A 14,433-nucleotide genomic window follows, 5' to 3' on the forward strand; every position below is an offset into this window, starting at 1 on the left:
ACGTCGGCGCCTGCGGCTCTTGCCCCTACTGCGGTTGCCCAGAGCCACCGCTCGATTCCGCCGTAGCCGACGGGTGGGAACGCGTACCGGCCTGGGAAGTCGCAGACGCCGACCAACACCTATGCCTCCGAGGGCGCTCCGTCCGCCGTGATCCGGCGGAAGCCGAGGTACTGGACGAGGGATTGCGGCAGCAGGACGGAGCCGTCCTGCTGCTGGTGCTGTTCGAGTACGGCGGCCAGGGTGCGGCCGACGGGCAGGCCGGAGCCGTTGACGGTCGCGGCGGGGGTGGTCTTGCCGCGTTCGTCGCGGGTACGGATGCCGGCGCGGCGGCCCTGGAAAGTGCCGAAGTCGGAGACCGAGGAGATCTCGCGGTAGGTGCTCTGGCTGGGCAGCCAGACCTCGATGTCGTACGTGAGCCGGGCGGAGAAGCCGGTGTCCCCGGCGGCCAGGGTGACCACACGGTAGGCCAGGTCGAGCTCCTTGAGGCACGCCTCGGCGTGCCCGACCATGAGCTCCATCTGGGCGCGAGCATCCTCCGGCGAGCAGATGCGGACCATCTCGACCTTGGCGAACTGGTGCTGGCGGATCAGGCCGCGGGTGTCACGCCCGTAGGAGCCGGCCTCCGAGCGGAAGCAGGGCGTCTGCGCGGTCAGCGCGATCGGCAGCTCGTTCGGCGGGATGATCTCGTCCGCGTAGAGGTTGGTCAGCGGAACTTCCGCTGTGGGGATCAGGAACAGCTCGCGGTCTGCCACGCCGGTCGCGAACAGGTCCTCTTCGAACTTGGGGAGCTGTCCGGTGCCGGTCATGGTCTTGCGGGTGACCAGGAACGGCACGGAGTGCTCGACATAGCCGTGGCGCTGGGTGTGCAGGTCGAGGAAGAGCGCGGTGAGCGCCCGCTCCAGAGCTGCGCCGACACCCCTGAGGACGCTGAAGCGCGGGCCGGAGAGCTTGGTGGCGCGGCCGAAGTCGAGGATGCCCATGGACTCGCCCAGGTCGACGTGGTCCTTCGGCTCGAACGCGAACGTCGGCGGGTTGCCGACGCGGCGCTGCTCGATGGCGTGCTCCTCCGAGTCGCCGTCGGGGGCCTCGTCGGCGGGCAGGTTCGGGATCGTGAGCAGGAGTTGGGTGAGCTCCTCCTGGATGGCCTCGTGCTCGGCCTCGGTCTCGCGGATCTGCTCCTTGAGCTTGCGGGCCTGCTCCTTGAGCTCGGAGGTGTCCTCGCCCGCCTTCGCGGCCCGCTGGACCTCGGTTGCGACGTGCTTGGACTCGGAACGCAACTCGTCGGCGATGCGGATGCTCTGGTTGCGGCGGGACTGGAGGGACTCGATGGAGGAGAGGTCCAGGGTGTAGCCGCGGCGGGCGAGGCGGCGGACTGCCTCGTCCCCCATGTCGATCAGAGCGCGTGCATCATGCATGAGGGAGTCTTTTCTCGGGCGGTTTCCGTAGGGCATCGACGGTAGCAAGGAACGGCGGTGCCGCCCGAGCCGTTTCCCCCCGTCCCCCTCGGCCGGCCCTACGTGATCCGGCTCGTCGCTGACGTCCCGCAGCAGGACGCTGGTCATGCCTGGTCCCTCCGGAGCTGTTCGAGAAGAGCGTCGAAAAGGCGGGCCATCGTGTGCAACCGACGGTCTCCGGACTCCTCGTAGTAGAGGAGGCCATCGAGGGCGAGCATCAGGCACCACGGGAGCAGAAGCGTCGGAGCCGTGCCGGAGTGCCGGCCCGCGAGGCGGAGGCGTGCCGCTGCTCCCCGTCCCAGCCGGTAGTAGACGCACCAGAACGCCCAGTCGAAGAGGGTGTCCCCGCGCATCGGCAGCGGGTCGAGCAGGACGGGCTTGCCTGTGACGTCGAACGCGATGTTCTCGCGGTACAGGTCCGCGTGCAGGACGGTCCTGGGAGCCGGGCCTTCCGGGAGCCGTCCGAGCAGCGGGAGCACGTCGGCCGCGTGGTCAGCGAAGCGAGTGCCCGTTCGACGTTCGGTTCGTCGCCGGATGCGCGGCAGCACCTCCTCGGCCAGGTAACCGTCGAGGAGCGGGAACGATCGACCCGGCGACCGCCGGCCTGCTGAGTGCAAGGCGGTGATGGCCTTGGCCACCTGCGCCAACTCGTCGTCCGGAGGCGGGCTGCCGCCGGGCGCCGTTCCGACCAGACGCAGCGCGGCCACCGCGTGCGCCGGGTCGGACGCGAGGACGACCCGGCGCACGCCCGAGTACCACAAGCGAAGGGCTGCAAGCTCCCGTTGGTGACGCTCGGGATCAAACCATGCCTTCAGCACGACGGCCTTTCCTCGCGGGTCGGCTGCCATGGCCAGGACAGAGGCATGGCCGGCGTCGTGGAACTCGGTGAGCGTCAGGCCCCACTGCCGGGCAGCGGCTTCAAGGAGACGCGGAACCTCGTCGAGCCACGGAGCAGCCGCTGATCCGTAGTGGGCGGTCAGCCGCTCTCGGCAGCCGGACGGTACCTGGGCGAGGAAGGCCGAGCCGGTCAACTCAACAGCACCCCCTCCCGGACCAGCTCCTGCGTCAGCGCGGGGAATCCCGCGAGCGCCTCCAGGACGAGCGACTGCACCTGGTCCACCTGGGCGTCGGGTTCGGACAGGCGGATCAGGACGCGCCAGGGCTGGTCGAGCGGCTCGCCGGTCGCGCTGACCAGGTGGACCTCAGCGTGGCCACCAGTCTCCTGGCGCAGCCTCTGGGCCAGCCTGGTGGCGGCGATGTTGTAGAGCTTGCCCACGTGGTAGACGGGGTTCTTGCCGTTCACGCCCTCCAGGTTCATCGGCCGCAGCGGCGTGATCAGTCCGTTGACCCGGTTGCCTCGGCCGACCACGCCCTCGTCGCCGGACTCGATGGAGCTGCCGGTGTAGGTGAGGTAGAGCTCGTCCCTCTCGGGCACGTCGCGCACGTTGAGGCGGAAGCCGACGGGTGTTCCGGGCAGGTGCAGACCGGCGAGGCGGCGGCACTCGGCCAGTACGGCACGCTTGTTCGCCAGGTAGGCGGTGCGGTCCGGCACGAACGGGCTCTTCTGCGGGACGCAGAGCACGACGTCCGCGCGGTCGCCCTCGAAGTAGCCCATGACCTTGACGTCGCTGCCGCACCACGGATGCGTCTGGGTGAACGTACTGGTTCCGGAGAAGTCGTCGGCCAGCTCGCGGACGAAGGACTCGAACGGGCCCAGCGGTGCCCAGCCGGTGCCCAGCGACGTGTCGTTGGCCAGCAGCGTCCGACGCTCGCGGAGGTCGTCCACGGAGCGCGGCGCGAACCACCGACCCCGCTCCGGAGTGCCGTCGCCGGTGAGGACCGCGCCGGGGCTGGAGTTGCTGGTGACGCGGAGGCGGACGTCGAGGTGGTCGACAATCTCGGGGAGCCGCTCGGCGAAGAACGCCCGGACGGTCTCCTCCGCCAGCTCGTCGACCGGGATCTCGGTGTCCCCGCACGCTCGCGCCGCTCGGCCGTTGACGAGCACCCGGACCGGAGAGGTCATCTCCCCCGCGCCGTAGCGCACCTGGCTGGAGCCGAATGCGGCGCTCGGTGAGAGCTCCGACTGCTACCGCGACCTGACCGCCGCCGAGACCGCCCTGTCGGCCACCGCCTCCGACCCGGCCCCGGGCTGGTGCGCGTGGATGAGCCCGGCCGTTATGGAAGCTGTCAAGCTGTCTCATCCCAGAATGTCTCAGGACGGCAGCTGCCGATCAGACAGGCCCAGTCTCAAGCAGCCGGTCCTGGCAACTATCGCGCTGCCGGATTCTGCCCGGCCAGGGTCAGGATCAGCACGTCGTGTAGTGCGGCATCTGTCCAGGGATGGTTCTCGCCGACCTTCTCGTAGCCCCAGGACCGGTATGCACGGCGAGCTGCTTCGGCTTCGGGTCGGGTGTTGAGTAGGACCCGCTCGTGAGTGAGGCCCTCCGTGAGGGCGCGGTGGAGTGCGGTGGCGAGGTGCTGGCGGCGCCAGGCGGGGCGGACGGCGAGTTCGAACAGGCCGAAGGTCCGCTGGCCGTCCTCGTGACTTACCCGGGCCGGTGCGGGCGTGGTCAGGGTTCTCCACCATCCGGTGGTCGCGGGGATGGGGTAGCCGTATGCCATGCCGACGGGCTCGCCGTCGTCGCTGCGGGCCAGCACAGCGCGGAAGCCGTCCTTCTTCACCTGGGCGCGGAAGCGCTGGAAGTTCGTTTCCGCGTCCAGGTCGGTCTTGCTGTAGGGAGGTTCGGCGAACGCCTCGCGGTAGACCTGCCGCAGCTCGTCCTCGATCCAGGCGGCGTCCTCGCCGTTGAACCGCTCGATAGTCATGCCCCCTCCTGCGTCTCGTTGTCCAGGAGTTCGACGGTGTCCCTAGCGGCGGCGGTGTCGATCCCGGAGACTGCTTGGCGGAAGACGGTGATGCGGGAGGTCAAGCGGGCCGAGGTGAGCGCGTCGGCACCTGCGACGACGGTGGCCATCTGGGCGCATGCCTCTTCTACCTCTCCGGCCTGCAGCAGGACGGAGGCGAGCCGGGCGCGGTACAGAGCGGTGTTGCGGGCGTATCCGACGGCCAGTCCGTCGACGGCGGCGCGCAGGAACGGCACTGCGGCTTTCGGCTGTCCGGCTTGGAGGTAGTGGGTGCCGGTGGCGTAGTCGATCTCGACAGGACCGGCGAAACGTACCCAGCGCGGGGCGTCGGGCTCTTCGGCGGCGCGGTCGTGCAGGGCGATCGACCCGCTCAGCGCGCGTCGCGAGCCGGTCAGGTCGCCTGCGGCCAGGGTCGCGCGCGCCTCGCGCAGCGACAGCACCAGCCGGACTCCAGGCCCGGCGTGACGGCTGGCCAGGTCCTGGGCGGCTCCGACGGCCGAAGCTGCCTCCCAGGGCTGGTGCCTGTCGACGGCCAGCAGCGACAGGGTGGACAGGGCCCGCATCTCCAGCTGGGCGTCGCCGGTCATCCGTGCCGCCGCCATCGCCTCCAGCACCGAGGAGCGGGCCTCCGAGTCGCGGCCGGCGTCGTGGCACAGCCACCCGAGATGGCAGTGGATCTCGCCGAGCATGGCGTGCAGCTGCACCGCGACCCGCTCCGTGCACAGGCTCCCGGTCAGTCGCTCGCCGATGTGCTCAAGCAGTCCGTGTGCCTGTTGACGGGCGCTCTGGCCGCCGCTGGCGTGGTCGGTCCGGTACAGCCCGTCGATCCGGCCGCGCAGGTCGCGCACCTGGTCCATGCCGACCCTGGGCCCGGGGGCGGACAGGGCTGCGGCGGCGGCCAGGCCGCTGAGGTCCGCGATGAACTCCCGTCTGCGCACCGGTCCAGTCTCGCGCACCCGGGCGACCGGGCGGTGCCGGTGTTGGGGCACGGTGAAGCCCATCTCCGCCAGGGGGACGCCGAACATCGCCTCCAGGACGTCCTGCTGGCCGGGGTGGGGCAGCGGCGGCGGGTCCTCGCCCTCCCAGCGCCGCAGTTGGCGCACGCCGACTGCGGCGTTCGCCCCGATCCGGTGCGCCCACTGGGTGAAGTCGGCCAGGAAGGACTCCTGGGTGTGCCCGGCGGCCCTGCGTAAGTGCGCCAGGTTGCTCCGTGCCACCGCGGCTCCCCGGTCGATGACGTGCAGTCAGCCCACCATGCCACTGCCCACCCGCCCCGTCACCGGAAACGTCCGGTGAAACGTCCGGTCGGGCCGGCCCCGCACGGGCCCGGTCGGCGGTGCACTGGAACCCGAGGCCGCTCGGGGCGACAGCTCCCCCCGCTCCGGGCGGCCCGCGGCAAGGGCGGCTCCAGTCCGCCCGCGCATCCCGGTGGCCCCGCTGGCGGGGCCGTACCCGTCAGGAGTCCACGTGAGCGTGTCGACCATGACCCCCCTCATCACCGCCCCTGCCCCCCTGGACGAGGCTGCGGACCTCGCCGCCCGGCTGCTGGCCACCCTGGGCTTCGACCTCACGCGCCCGGAGCTGGCCGCGACGCCTGGCCGGATGGTGCGGGCGCTGAAGGAGATGACGACCCCGCCCGACTTCACCGCCACCGACTTCGAGGCCACCGCCGAGCCCGGCCAGTTGGTCCTGGTGCGCGACATCCGCTTCGTCTCGGTGTGCGAGCACCACGTCCTGCCGTTCACCGGCGTCGCCCACATCGGCTACGTGCCGCGCAAGCGCATCCTGGGGCTGAGCAAAGTCGCCCGGGTGGTGCATCACTGCGCGCGGCGCCTGCAGGTCCAGGAACGGCTGACCGGGCAGATCGCGGACTGGATGGTCGAGCACCTCGAGCCGGCCGGGGTGGCGGTGCTCATGACCGCCGAGCACACCTGCATGACGCTGCGCGGTGTCGGGGCGACCGGCTCGCGCACCACGACCTCCTCGCTGCGCGGGGCGCTGCTGGACGACCCGGCCGCTCGCGCGGAGTTCATGTCGCTGGCGGTGAAAGCGTCGTGACCGCGGTCCAGGCCAGTGCCCGCCCGCTGGTGCAGGCGCGGGTCGGCGGGGCCGGGTGGGACTTCAACGCCGCCCACACCGGACTGCACGAAGGGGCGTTCGAACCGTTGCACGGGCACACCTACCAGGTCGTGCTGGCCGCATGGGGACTGCCGGATGAGTCGGGGATGGTCGCCGACTTCCGGGTCCTCAAGCAGCAACTGCGCGAGGTCATCGCGCCGCTGAAACGACGCACCCTGATCGCGGTGGACACCCCCGGTGTCCGGGTCGAGGAGACTGGCGGTGACCAGCTGCGGGTGACCGGCGGCGGGGCCTGCTTCAGCCTGCCGCGCTCCTGGACGGCCCTGCTGCCGATCGCGGGCACCAGCACCGAGGCCCTGGCCTGCTACCTCGTCGCCGAGCTCGCCCGTCGGCTGGGCGCGGTCTGCCCCGCCGTCGAGCGACTGGAGCTGACGCTGACGGAATCGGCCGAGTGCTCCGCCACCGCCGAAGCGGTGCTGCGGTGACCGCCCCCGTTCCCGGCGTGGGCCGGGGGCACCTGGCCGCCGTTCTTGGCCTGGCCCTGGACGGTGTGCTCAGCGCGGGGCGGTCCGCCGCACCGACCCTGCTGGAGCATCCCTGGGACGCGTGGTGGACGGCGGTGCGCTCCAGCGGCCTGGCCCGGCCTGCCACGGGCACCACCGGAGCATGCCCACAGTGCACCCAGCGGGCCGCCGCCGCAGCTTCGGCCGCAGTGCCGGAGCACCCGGGCCACGGCGAGTGGGACTGCGACTGCCACCGGGTCTGGGCCCAGGCGATGCGCGCGCCCCTGGCCGACACCCAACTCCCGGCGCCCGAGCAGCGGCTGACGCTGGCGATGCTCAAGCCCGGGGCACCGGTGCGGGCGATCCGCTCTCGGCTGCGGTCGGTGCTGCGCGAGGTCCACGTGACGACTCGGCAGTTGTCGGCCGCCGACTGCGACCGGCTCTACCCGGACGCCTATGGCCCCTCCTTCGTCGCCGAGCGCACCAACTACCTCACCAGCGGTAGCGTGCAGATCGTGGTGCTGGCCGGCGGACCGGACGCGGTCCAAGCCGGCACGGTCCTCAAACGGATAGTGCGTGCCGACCTGGGCGCCGGAATGCTGGTCAACCACCTGCACATGCCCGACAACCCGGCCGAGGCCCTGGCCGACATCGCGCAACTGGCGGGCTGGCACGTACTCGAAGAGGTCTACCGGCGATGGGAGGGCAATGATCAGCGAGGGGTCGCCGCCCGCATGGCGGGCTACCGGGCTCATCTGGGACCAGGGCACCGCGCTGCTGGAATGGTCGGCCCCCAGCGGCGGAACCTCCAGGACGAGCCCGCTGAACACCGGCACTGACCTGGCCTTCACCGTGGGGGCCGATCGACAATGCGTCGGGGTGTGGCGCTCGGACCGCCGCCGCGCCTGCCCGGTGTCGGCCGCACTCGACCCGGCCGTGCGCTACGTGCTGTGCCCGGCCTGCCAGGCGGCGGACCGCGCGGACTCCATTGCCGCCGACACCCGCCTCCACGATCCGCGGCCCTTCGCGGTCTACCTGGCCCACCACGGCACCGCCGTCAAGGTCGGCATCACCGCCGTCGAACGCGGCGACGCCCGCCTGCTGGAACAGGGAGCGCTGGCCTCCGCCATCATCTCCACCGGGACCCTCATCGCCGCCCGCCGGGCCGAGAGCCTGCTCAGCACGGCCCTGGGCCTGCCCGACCGAATGAGCGCGGTACGCAAGTGGCAGGCCCGCATCCGCCCCGGGACCGCCGTCGAACGCGCGGCCGACCTGCTCACCACCGCCGAACGCGCCGCCCAGCTGGAGTGGCCGCAGGGCCAGAACCGGTGCGCGCCGCAGGTGGTGGACCACGCCACGGCCTACGACCTGCCCGGCGGCGGACTGCAGCCGGACGCCGTCATGCTGCCGCTCACCCCCGGAGAGGTGATCAGCGGGCGGATCTCCTGCCGGATCGGGACCGACCTGTATCTGCACACAGCCCCGGGGCTGGTACTGCTGGACACCCGGCTGCTAGCCGGATGGGCCCTGGGCCGGGCCGAACCCGGCACCGCCCCGACCGCCGCCCTAGCCGCCCTGGCAAAGCCCAGCCACCAGGAGGAACAGGATGCGCTCTTCTGACCTGCCCGCACCGGTCACCGTGGTCGAGGGGATGCCGGGGGCGGGCAAGACCACCGTGCTCGCCGCCCTGGCCAGGGCTGGCCGCACCGTCCTGCCCGAGTACACCACCCCCGCCGGAGACCTCCTGGACCAGGACCGGCACCCGCACCACGACGACGAGGACAGCCATCTGGCGAACTGGCTGCGCAAGGCCGACCAACTGTGTGGGCACAGCGGGCCGGTGTGGGTGGACCGGGACTGGCTCACCGCCCTGGCCTGGGCGGCGAGCACTGGCGGCCTTGCCCGCCGTGCCGACTGGATCTATTGCCACCTCGCCGCCGGACGGCTGATGCCACCCGGGCGATGGATCATCCTGGACCTGCCGCCGCACCTCAGCCTCCAGCGCCGATCCGAACGCCTCCACCCCGGGCACCCATGGTCCGATCCCACGATCCTGGAACGGCTGCGCGCCTTCTACCTCGATCCGCCCACCCACCTGGCCACGGCGCATCCGAGGCTGGCCGAACTGGTCGCCGCCGTTCCTCGGCAGAGGGTGGACGCCACTGCGTCGACCGGCCAGCTGGCCAGCGCGGTCGATGCGGTGTGCGCGCGGTGAACGCCCCGGTGGTTGCCATCGCCCTGCACGACGGCTACTTCAGCGCTGCGACCGGAGCCGGCCGCAGCAACCAGGCCCTGATCACTACCGTCGCCCACGCCCTGGCCCCCGGGGTCCGCATGGTCCTGCTGCCCGTCGACCTGCACCCCACCAGTCCCGAGTACGCACCCACCGCCCACCGGGCCGTGCTCGACCTCCTCGCCGACGTGCCCCACCATGTCACCGCTCTGGACAACGGCACCGCCGGACAGCAGCGCTTCGGCGACCTGAGCGCTTTCGAGCACGTGGACCGCCACGCCGCCGAGGTGCTGAACCCGCTGATGCGCCATCACCCGCAAGGGCTGCTGATCGCCATCGACCAGCCCTTCGCGGGACTTGGCCCACTGCTCGCCGCTCCGCCCGGATGGACCCTGCTGTACCTGCCGCGCTCAAGCGCCGACCACCACGCCGACCCGAAGCGCGCCGCCTGGGAACAGCAGGGACTGGACGGCTGGACCGCTCTGGGAGCCGCGTTCGGCGCGATCAGCAGCCACATGCACACCCTGCTGACCGGCAAGGGCGTCCCGGACGAGCAGATCATCGAGATCCCCGGCGGCCTGACCGCCACCGACCACGTCCCGCTGACTGCGGCCCCGCCCCTGCCCGACCAGGCCGAGGGCGGATTCCTGCTCAGCATGGGCCGCGCCCAGCCCTACAAGGGCTTCGACGACCTCCTCGACGCCCTCGGCCACCTCGCCGGCATCGGCGTACGCCTGCCGCACCTGCTGCTGGCCGCGGTCACCGACGGCCCGACCACTGCCTACCAGCACCACCTTCGCCGACGCGCCATCGCGCTCGGGCTGGAGGTGACGCTGTGGACCCGCTTCGACCCCGGACTGCCCGGACTGCTTCACCACCCGGCGCTGCGGGCGGTCGTCGTCCCCTCGCGCAGCGAACCGCTGGGCCGCATCCCGCTCGAAGCTTTCGCCGCCGGAGCCGGACCGGTGGTGGCCACCACCGCTGGCGGACTGGCCGAGACCGTCATCGACAACGCCACCGGCTACAGCGCCGTTGCGGACGACCCGCGCTCCCTGGCCCGTGCCATCGGCCGCGCACTGGCCGCACCCCCAGCCGAGGTCACACGACTGCGGCAGGCCGGGAAGCTCCTGGTCGCCGGACGCGACTACACGAGTTGCATCACCGGGGTGCTGGCTGCCCTGTCGCCCTGGGCGATCGGGGCTGCGGCGGCGAAGCCGTAGAGCGTCAACGCGACCTGAGCGGCGGCAGCCGCCTGGGCATGGCCCGGATCGCCCCACCCCAACCGCTCGGCGGCCTCGCCCAGCGGCACCCACACCCGCGGGTACACCTGGCCGTTGTCCGGGTCCGGCGTCGCCGGGAGCCATTGGTCCACCCGTGCCGCGACCCGCAGCTGCGCGAACGGCTTACCGGCCTCCGGTCGCACTTCCTGATACCCGAGCGGGACCACGTCCCGCACCGTCACGTCGGCCTCCTCCAGCACCTCGCGCTCAAGCGTCGCCAGCCAGTCACCGTCGAAGTCCTCCGGGGTGCCGCCGGGCAGGTTCCAGCCGCCGGGCATCTCCAGCAGCAGCACCCGGGCGTCCTCGTCGACGATCCAGGCATATACCTGACGCGCCGGCAGGCCCTCGGGAGCGGGCCAGACGCGGTGCCAGAGAAAGCTCGTCACGCCGAGCCACAGTAGTCCTCCCGGGCACCGTCCGACGCACGATCGGACTGAGCTTCACCCGGTGAAGCGCGGGGGCACAGGGATCAGAAGGGAAGTTACTGCCCAGCGATCAAGCGGATGGCGGTAGCGCGACAACCTGGCCGTTGCCTGTCTCCAGTTCCTGCCGAAGTTGGCCGCCACCGCAGCGGCCACCGGTGAGCGGTAGTAGGACGCGCGCGAGATGCCCGCCTCGGTACAGATGTTGACGACCGTCACCGTCCCATCGGTGATCTCCGGCACCCCGTGCATGAGTCTCTCGAACGCCTCCATCAAGGAACGGCCGAGATCGGTCGGATGCCCTCGATGAGTTCGTCGAGTTCGGCCACGAAGTCGGTCAGGGCGGTCAGGGCGGTCAGGGCGGTCAACTGCAGTCGGGGCAATGCCTCGCGGTCCCACTTCGGCAGCTCCAACTCGGTCAGTGCCTGGCTCCGGGCCGTTGTCAGCCGTGGCAGGTGCACCGCGGACCTGCGCGCGTTGGGGCAGCTGAGGCGCCTTCACGCCCTACCGGCAGGTCGACGGGGTACCGGAATTCCTGGAGCGGCTGCGGGCTGCCTGAGGACCGGGGTGGGTGGGGTCGGTGGGAGTTCGGTGGGGAGGGGGATGACGGTGGTGCGGCGGAGTTCGCGGACGAGTTGGGCGGCGAGGAGCCAGCGGACGGCGGGGTCGCTGTAGGGGAGGACGGTGCCGTCGCCCAGTTCGGCCAGGCGGCCGTGGGGGTCGGGGCGGTAGAGGCTGCCCCAGGCGCCGTACAGGACGGGCTTGCGGGAGCGGACGGCCGTGTACTGCTCGGTGAGCCGGGGGCACTGCCGCACGGCGGTGTCCGCGCAGGGCAGGCAGAGCGGCGGCTGCATGGTCAGCATGTCCTCCGTGCCGCCCGCCTCCGCGATCTGCTGCTCGGTGTGGGCCACCAGGAAGAGCCACCCCTGCGCGGTACGGGACGCGGGCCCGGCGCAGATCTGGCAGCGCAGGTCGAGCATGGTCCGGCGCTGGCGTTCGGAGTGCATCACCCGGTACGTCGGCCGGCCCGTCCCCGGCTCGCCGCCGAGCCGGACCCAGAGCACACCGTGCGCGTCCCGGTCGCCCGGCTGTTCGTGCCGGTAGCCGAGCCCCTTGCCGTCCGGTCGTACGGTCAACTCCCGCAGCCGTACCGGTTTCTCGCCGCTCCACGTCGTCACGTGCGGGACGACGGTGGGTCGTGCCGTCACCGGGCAGCCCTCCTCGACAGGGCGGTGGCCGGGGCGGGCCGCGCGGTGAGCCGGTAGAGGACGTCCCCGTCCGGGAGGGTGAAGCTGTACGGTTCGCCCTCCGCGAGCAGCCGGGCCGCCCAGGCGGCTTCGGACCGGTCGCGAGCCCATTCCCGGGCGATCCATGCCGTACCGGGGCCCAGTTGGACGGCGAAGCGGACGGCCCGGTGCCGCAGCCAGCCGACGGCCCGGCCGGTGTTGGGCGCGGCGTAGCGGCCGAGCAGCCATTCGCGGTTGGTGCCGGCCTGGTACGCGACCGCCTCGCACCGGTACGGCCGCAGCGGGTCGCCCCCCGCCAGCAGGGTCGCGCCCCAGGGCGCTCGGTGCCGGACCGGGGCGTGTTCGGTGGTGCTCACTGCGTGTGCCTCCCGTGGACCGCCCGGAGCCGGGCGCCGACCTCGTCATAGTCCGGGCACTTGGGGTGACCGCAGCGGCACGGCGGGAAGGCGATCGAACCGGGCGGGAACTCCCCCGCATCCGGCACCCCGCTCCCCCGCCGCAGCCGGGCCACGACCCGGGTGGCCTCGTCGGTCGGGGCCAGCAGGGAGACGTACGGCCGTCCCTGGTGCGGCAGTTGGGGCAGCACTCGGAGGTCGTAGCCGATGCTGCGGCACGACGCCTGGAGTTCGTTGGCCGCCCGGAGCGCCAGCAAGTACGGGTCGTCACTGGTCGGTCGCGGAAAGAGAGTCACGAGGGTCCTTTCTTACTATCCGTGACTCAAGAGTCGCCCTCCGCGTCTAGGATTTGAAGCACCATCCCGTCCCGACAGGGCGGCAGAGAGAATGGGGGATCACCCATGGCACGGCCTCCTCGCCAGCTCACACCGGACCGTTCGGCCCGACACCTCTTCGGCGCCGAGATCCGCCGCTACCGCGAACTCGCCAACATGAACCTCGACCGCCTGGCCGAAGTCGTGAAGTACAGCCGGAGTCACCTGTCCCGCATCGAGGTGGCTGATTCGATGATCCCGCCCGACCTGCCGAGCGCGCTGGACGCGGCGTTCGGTACGGACGGGCTGTTCGGACGGCTGTACGGGATCGCCCGGCACGAGATCCACCCGGACCGCTACCGCCGCCGGATGGAGATGGAGACCCGGGCGCGGAGCATCGGCTGCTACGCGGGCCAGGTGGTGCCGGGACTCCTACAAACAGAGGAGTACGCCCGGGATCTCTTCGAGGTCAGCAACCCGGAGGCCACGAAGGAAGAAATCGACGAGATGGTGGCGGTCAGGTTGGGTCGGCAGGCCCTGCTGCGGGGCGACCGCGCGCCGCATCTGTCGGTGATCCTGGACGAGGCGTCGATCCTGCGGCCGGTGGGCGGCCACGACATCATGTGCGCTCAACTGGAGCTGCTGGCCCAGCAAGTGCACACGTCCTCCTGCGTGATCCAGTTGCTGCCGTTCGCGCACGGCAGCCACGCGTTGATGGGCGGACAGCTGGACTTGCTGACCCTGGATGACGGCACTTCCGTCGCGTACGAGGAGAGCATCGCAACCGGGCAGCTCCTGGAGGACACGGTGAGGGTCACGGCTCGGATTCGGGCCTACGATCTTCTCAGGGCATATGCCCTGTCGCCGACGGACACGGCGGCGTTCATCCGTAAAGTCATGAAGGGACTGCCCACATGAGCACGACCCCGGACCTCTCCCGCGTGGAATGGGTCAAGTCCAGCTACAGCAACGGCGACGGCGGCTCGTGCGTCGAGTGGGCCCCCGGCCTCCCCGGAGCCGTACCCGTCCGCGACAGCAAGGACCCCCACGGCCCCGCCCTCACCTTCACCCCCGCCGCCTGGACCGGATTCCTCGCCGGAGTCAAGACCGGCGACTTCGGAGAGCTGCCCGCATGACCGACTTCTCCAGCGTGACCTGGGTCAAATCCAGCTACAGCAACACCAACGGCGGAGACTGCGTCGAGTGGGCCCCCGGCCTCCCCGGCGCCGTACCCGTCCGCGACAGCAAGGACCCCCACGGCCCCGCCCTCACCTTCACCCCCGCCGCCTGGACCGGGTTCATCGCCGGGGTCAAGACCGGCGACTTCCCCAGCGCCTGAGACATGCGGGCCGCCGCTGGCCACGGGCGGTCCGCATGCCTTTCACCGGGGACCATGGGTGAGCACGCAGCCGTCGTGATGCTGTGCGGCATCGCGGGTTCGGGCAAGGCCACGTACGCGCAGGCCCTGGAGCGCCAGGGCCACGTACGGCTGTCGATCGACGAAGCCGTCTGGACGCGGATCGGTCATGACGCGGCGGAGCCGGCGTCGGGTCCCGGGCCGACTGGGTGCTCCAAGGGCGACGCGCTCTTGTTCGGATGCAGATGACATCCCGGCTGTGCACCTGGTCGAGTTGACCGTCG

21 protein-coding genes are annotated in these 14,433 nt (G+C 71.5%); 10 read left to right on the forward strand and 11 right to left on the reverse strand.

Annotated elements, in window-relative coordinates:
* Positions 1 to 119: 119 nt before the first annotated feature.
* The 5 genes from serS to ACIQGZ_RS25870 form a co-directional block, all read right to left on the reverse strand.
* Positions 120 to 1,415, reverse strand: coding sequence for a serine--tRNA ligase (serS, locus tag ACIQGZ_RS25850; protein ID WP_402606086.1), 1,296 nt, complete (start codon positions 1,413 to 1,415; stop codon positions 120 to 122).
* Positions 1,416 to 1,558: 143 nt separating this feature from the next.
* Complete coding sequence (locus ACIQGZ_RS25855; protein ID WP_402606089.1) at positions 1,559 to 2,485, reverse strand: phosphotransferase; 927 nt, start codon at positions 2,483 to 2,485, stop codon at positions 1,559 to 1,561.
* Entirely contained in the window at positions 2,482 to 3,498 is a 1,017-nt protein-coding gene (locus ACIQGZ_RS25860) for a methionine adenosyltransferase (protein WP_402606091.1), read from the reverse strand. The genes ACIQGZ_RS25855 and ACIQGZ_RS25860 overlap by 4 nt, the downstream gene beginning before the upstream one ends.
* Positions 3,499 to 3,722: 224 nt before the next feature.
* Entirely contained in the window at positions 3,723 to 4,280 is a 558-nt protein-coding gene (locus tag ACIQGZ_RS25865) for a GNAT family N-acetyltransferase (protein WP_402606094.1), read from the reverse strand.
* Positions 4,277 to 5,536 (reverse strand): hypothetical protein, encoded by a 1,260-nt coding sequence (locus tag ACIQGZ_RS25870; RefSeq protein WP_402606096.1) that lies wholly within the window; start codon positions 5,534 to 5,536, stop codon positions 4,277 to 4,279. Before ACIQGZ_RS25870 ends, ACIQGZ_RS25865 begins: the two co-directional genes overlap by 4 nt.
* Before the next feature lie 265 nt (positions 5,537 to 5,801).
* On the opposite strand from ACIQGZ_RS25870, the gene folE reads away from it, so the two are divergent.
* From folE to ACIQGZ_RS25900, 6 genes are read left to right on the forward strand one after another with little or no spacing between them, the layout of a single operon-like run.
* Positions 5,802 to 6,377, forward strand: coding sequence for a GTP cyclohydrolase I (gene folE / locus ACIQGZ_RS25875; RefSeq protein WP_402606098.1), 576 nt, complete (start codon positions 5,802 to 5,804; stop codon positions 6,375 to 6,377).
* Positions 6,374 to 6,883 (forward strand): 6-pyruvoyl trahydropterin synthase family protein, encoded by a 510-nt coding sequence (locus ACIQGZ_RS25880; protein ID WP_402606101.1) that lies wholly within the window; start codon positions 6,374 to 6,376, stop codon positions 6,881 to 6,883. The genes folE and ACIQGZ_RS25880 overlap by 4 nt, the downstream gene beginning before the upstream one ends.
* Complete coding sequence (locus tag ACIQGZ_RS25885; RefSeq protein WP_402606103.1) at positions 6,880 to 7,740, forward strand: hypothetical protein; 861 nt, start codon at positions 6,880 to 6,882, stop codon at positions 7,738 to 7,740. The genes ACIQGZ_RS25880 and ACIQGZ_RS25885 overlap by 4 nt, the downstream gene beginning before the upstream one ends.
* 40 nt (positions 7,741 to 7,780) lie before the next feature.
* Positions 7,781 to 8,521, forward strand: coding sequence for a DUF2797 domain-containing protein (locus ACIQGZ_RS25890; RefSeq protein ID WP_402606105.1), 741 nt, complete (start codon positions 7,781 to 7,783; stop codon positions 8,519 to 8,521).
* Positions 8,508 to 9,116, forward strand: a complete 609-nt coding sequence (locus ACIQGZ_RS25895) for an AAA family ATPase (RefSeq protein WP_402606107.1) — start codon at positions 8,508 to 8,510, stop codon at positions 9,114 to 9,116. Before ACIQGZ_RS25890 ends, ACIQGZ_RS25895 begins: the two co-directional genes overlap by 14 nt.
* Positions 9,113 to 10,354, forward strand: coding sequence for a glycosyltransferase family 4 protein (locus tag ACIQGZ_RS25900; protein WP_402606109.1), 1,242 nt, complete (start codon positions 9,113 to 9,115; stop codon positions 10,352 to 10,354). The genes ACIQGZ_RS25895 and ACIQGZ_RS25900 overlap by 4 nt, the downstream gene beginning before the upstream one ends.
* Here the strand turns inward: ACIQGZ_RS25900 and ACIQGZ_RS25905 are convergent.
* The 6 genes from ACIQGZ_RS25905 to ACIQGZ_RS25930 are packed head-to-tail and all read right to left on the reverse strand — an operon-like array spanning position 10,279 to position 12,774.
* Positions 10,279 to 10,800 carry an NUDIX hydrolase gene (locus tag ACIQGZ_RS25905; RefSeq protein ID WP_402606112.1) on the reverse strand — a complete coding sequence of 174 codons (522 nt, stop codon included), beginning with the start codon at positions 10,798 to 10,800 and terminating at the stop codon, positions 10,279 to 10,281. The genes ACIQGZ_RS25900 and ACIQGZ_RS25905 overlap by 76 nt on opposite strands.
* 54 nt (positions 10,801 to 10,854) lie before the next feature.
* A complete protein-coding gene (locus ACIQGZ_RS25910) occupies positions 10,855 to 11,079 on the reverse strand; it encodes a hypothetical protein (protein WP_402606115.1) in 225 nt (74 codons plus the stop codon).
* Between the two features lie 29 nt (positions 11,080 to 11,108).
* Positions 11,109 to 11,297, reverse strand: a complete 189-nt coding sequence (locus tag ACIQGZ_RS25915; RefSeq protein WP_402606117.1) for a hypothetical protein — start codon at positions 11,295 to 11,297, stop codon at positions 11,109 to 11,111.
* 36 nt (positions 11,298 to 11,333) lie between these two features.
* Positions 11,334 to 12,044, reverse strand: coding sequence for a hypothetical protein (locus tag ACIQGZ_RS25920; protein WP_402606120.1), 711 nt, complete (start codon positions 12,042 to 12,044; stop codon positions 11,334 to 11,336).
* Positions 12,041 to 12,439: a hypothetical protein gene (locus tag ACIQGZ_RS25925; RefSeq protein ID WP_402606123.1), complete on the reverse strand. Its 399-nt coding sequence runs from the start codon at positions 12,437 to 12,439 to the stop codon at positions 12,041 to 12,043. The genes ACIQGZ_RS25920 and ACIQGZ_RS25925 overlap by 4 nt, the downstream gene beginning before the upstream one ends.
* A complete protein-coding gene (locus ACIQGZ_RS25930; protein WP_402606126.1) occupies positions 12,436 to 12,774 on the reverse strand; it encodes a hypothetical protein in 339 nt (112 codons plus the stop codon). Before ACIQGZ_RS25930 ends, ACIQGZ_RS25925 begins: the two co-directional genes overlap by 4 nt.
* A gap of 105 nt (positions 12,775 to 12,879) precedes the next feature.
* On the opposite strand from ACIQGZ_RS25930, the gene ACIQGZ_RS25935 reads away from it, so the two are divergent.
* Genes ACIQGZ_RS25935 through ACIQGZ_RS25950 form a run of 4 tightly spaced genes read left to right on the forward strand, consistent with a single transcriptional unit; the run spans position 12,880 to position 14,398 of the window.
* The gene (locus ACIQGZ_RS25935) at positions 12,880 to 13,710 is read left to right on the forward strand and encodes a helix-turn-helix transcriptional regulator (protein ID WP_402606129.1); all 831 of its coding nucleotides are present in this window, start codon (positions 12,880 to 12,882) and stop codon (positions 13,708 to 13,710) included.
* Positions 13,707 to 13,928, forward strand: coding sequence for a DUF397 domain-containing protein (locus ACIQGZ_RS25940; protein ID WP_402606132.1), 222 nt, complete (start codon positions 13,707 to 13,709; stop codon positions 13,926 to 13,928). Before ACIQGZ_RS25935 ends, ACIQGZ_RS25940 begins: the two co-directional genes overlap by 4 nt.
* A complete protein-coding gene (locus ACIQGZ_RS25945; RefSeq protein ID WP_402606135.1) occupies positions 13,925 to 14,131 on the forward strand; it encodes a DUF397 domain-containing protein in 207 nt (68 codons plus the stop codon). Before ACIQGZ_RS25940 ends, ACIQGZ_RS25945 begins: the two co-directional genes overlap by 4 nt.
* Positions 14,132 to 14,185: 54 nt before the next feature.
* A complete protein-coding gene (locus ACIQGZ_RS25950) occupies positions 14,186 to 14,398 on the forward strand; it encodes a hypothetical protein (protein WP_402606138.1) in 213 nt (70 codons plus the stop codon).
* Positions 14,399 to 14,433 lie beyond the last annotated feature (35 nt).

Source organism: Streptomyces sp. NPDC092296, assembly GCF_044755465.1.
Classification (GTDB): Bacteria; Actinomycetota; Actinomycetes; order Streptomycetales; family Streptomycetaceae; genus Peterkaempfera.

Coding starts and splice junctions, on each gene's coding strand:
- ACIQGZ_RS25865 (WP_402606094.1), bottom strand. CDS start 4,280: ATGACTATCGAGCGGTTCAACGGCGAGGACGCCGCCTGGATCGAGGAC.
- ACIQGZ_RS25895 (WP_402606107.1), top strand. CDS start 8,508: ATGCGCTCTTCTGACCTGCCCGCACCGGTCACCGTGGTCGAGGGGATG.
- ACIQGZ_RS25945 (WP_402606135.1), top strand. CDS start 13,925: ATGACCGACTTCTCCAGCGTGACCTGGGTCAAATCCAGCTACAGCAAC.
- serS (WP_402606086.1), bottom strand. CDS start 1,415: ATGCATGATGCACGCGCTCTGATCGACATGGGGGACGAGGCAGTCCGC.
- ACIQGZ_RS25940 (WP_402606132.1), top strand. CDS start 13,707: ATGAGCACGACCCCGGACCTCTCCCGCGTGGAATGGGTCAAGTCCAGC.
- folE (WP_402606098.1), top strand. CDS start 5,802: ATGACCCCCCTCATCACCGCCCCTGCCCCCCTGGACGAGGCTGCGGAC.
- ACIQGZ_RS25950 (WP_402606138.1), top strand. CDS start 14,186: ATGGGTGAGCACGCAGCCGTCGTGATGCTGTGCGGCATCGCGGGTTCG.
- ACIQGZ_RS25935 (WP_402606129.1), top strand. CDS start 12,880: ATGGCACGGCCTCCTCGCCAGCTCACACCGGACCGTTCGGCCCGACAC.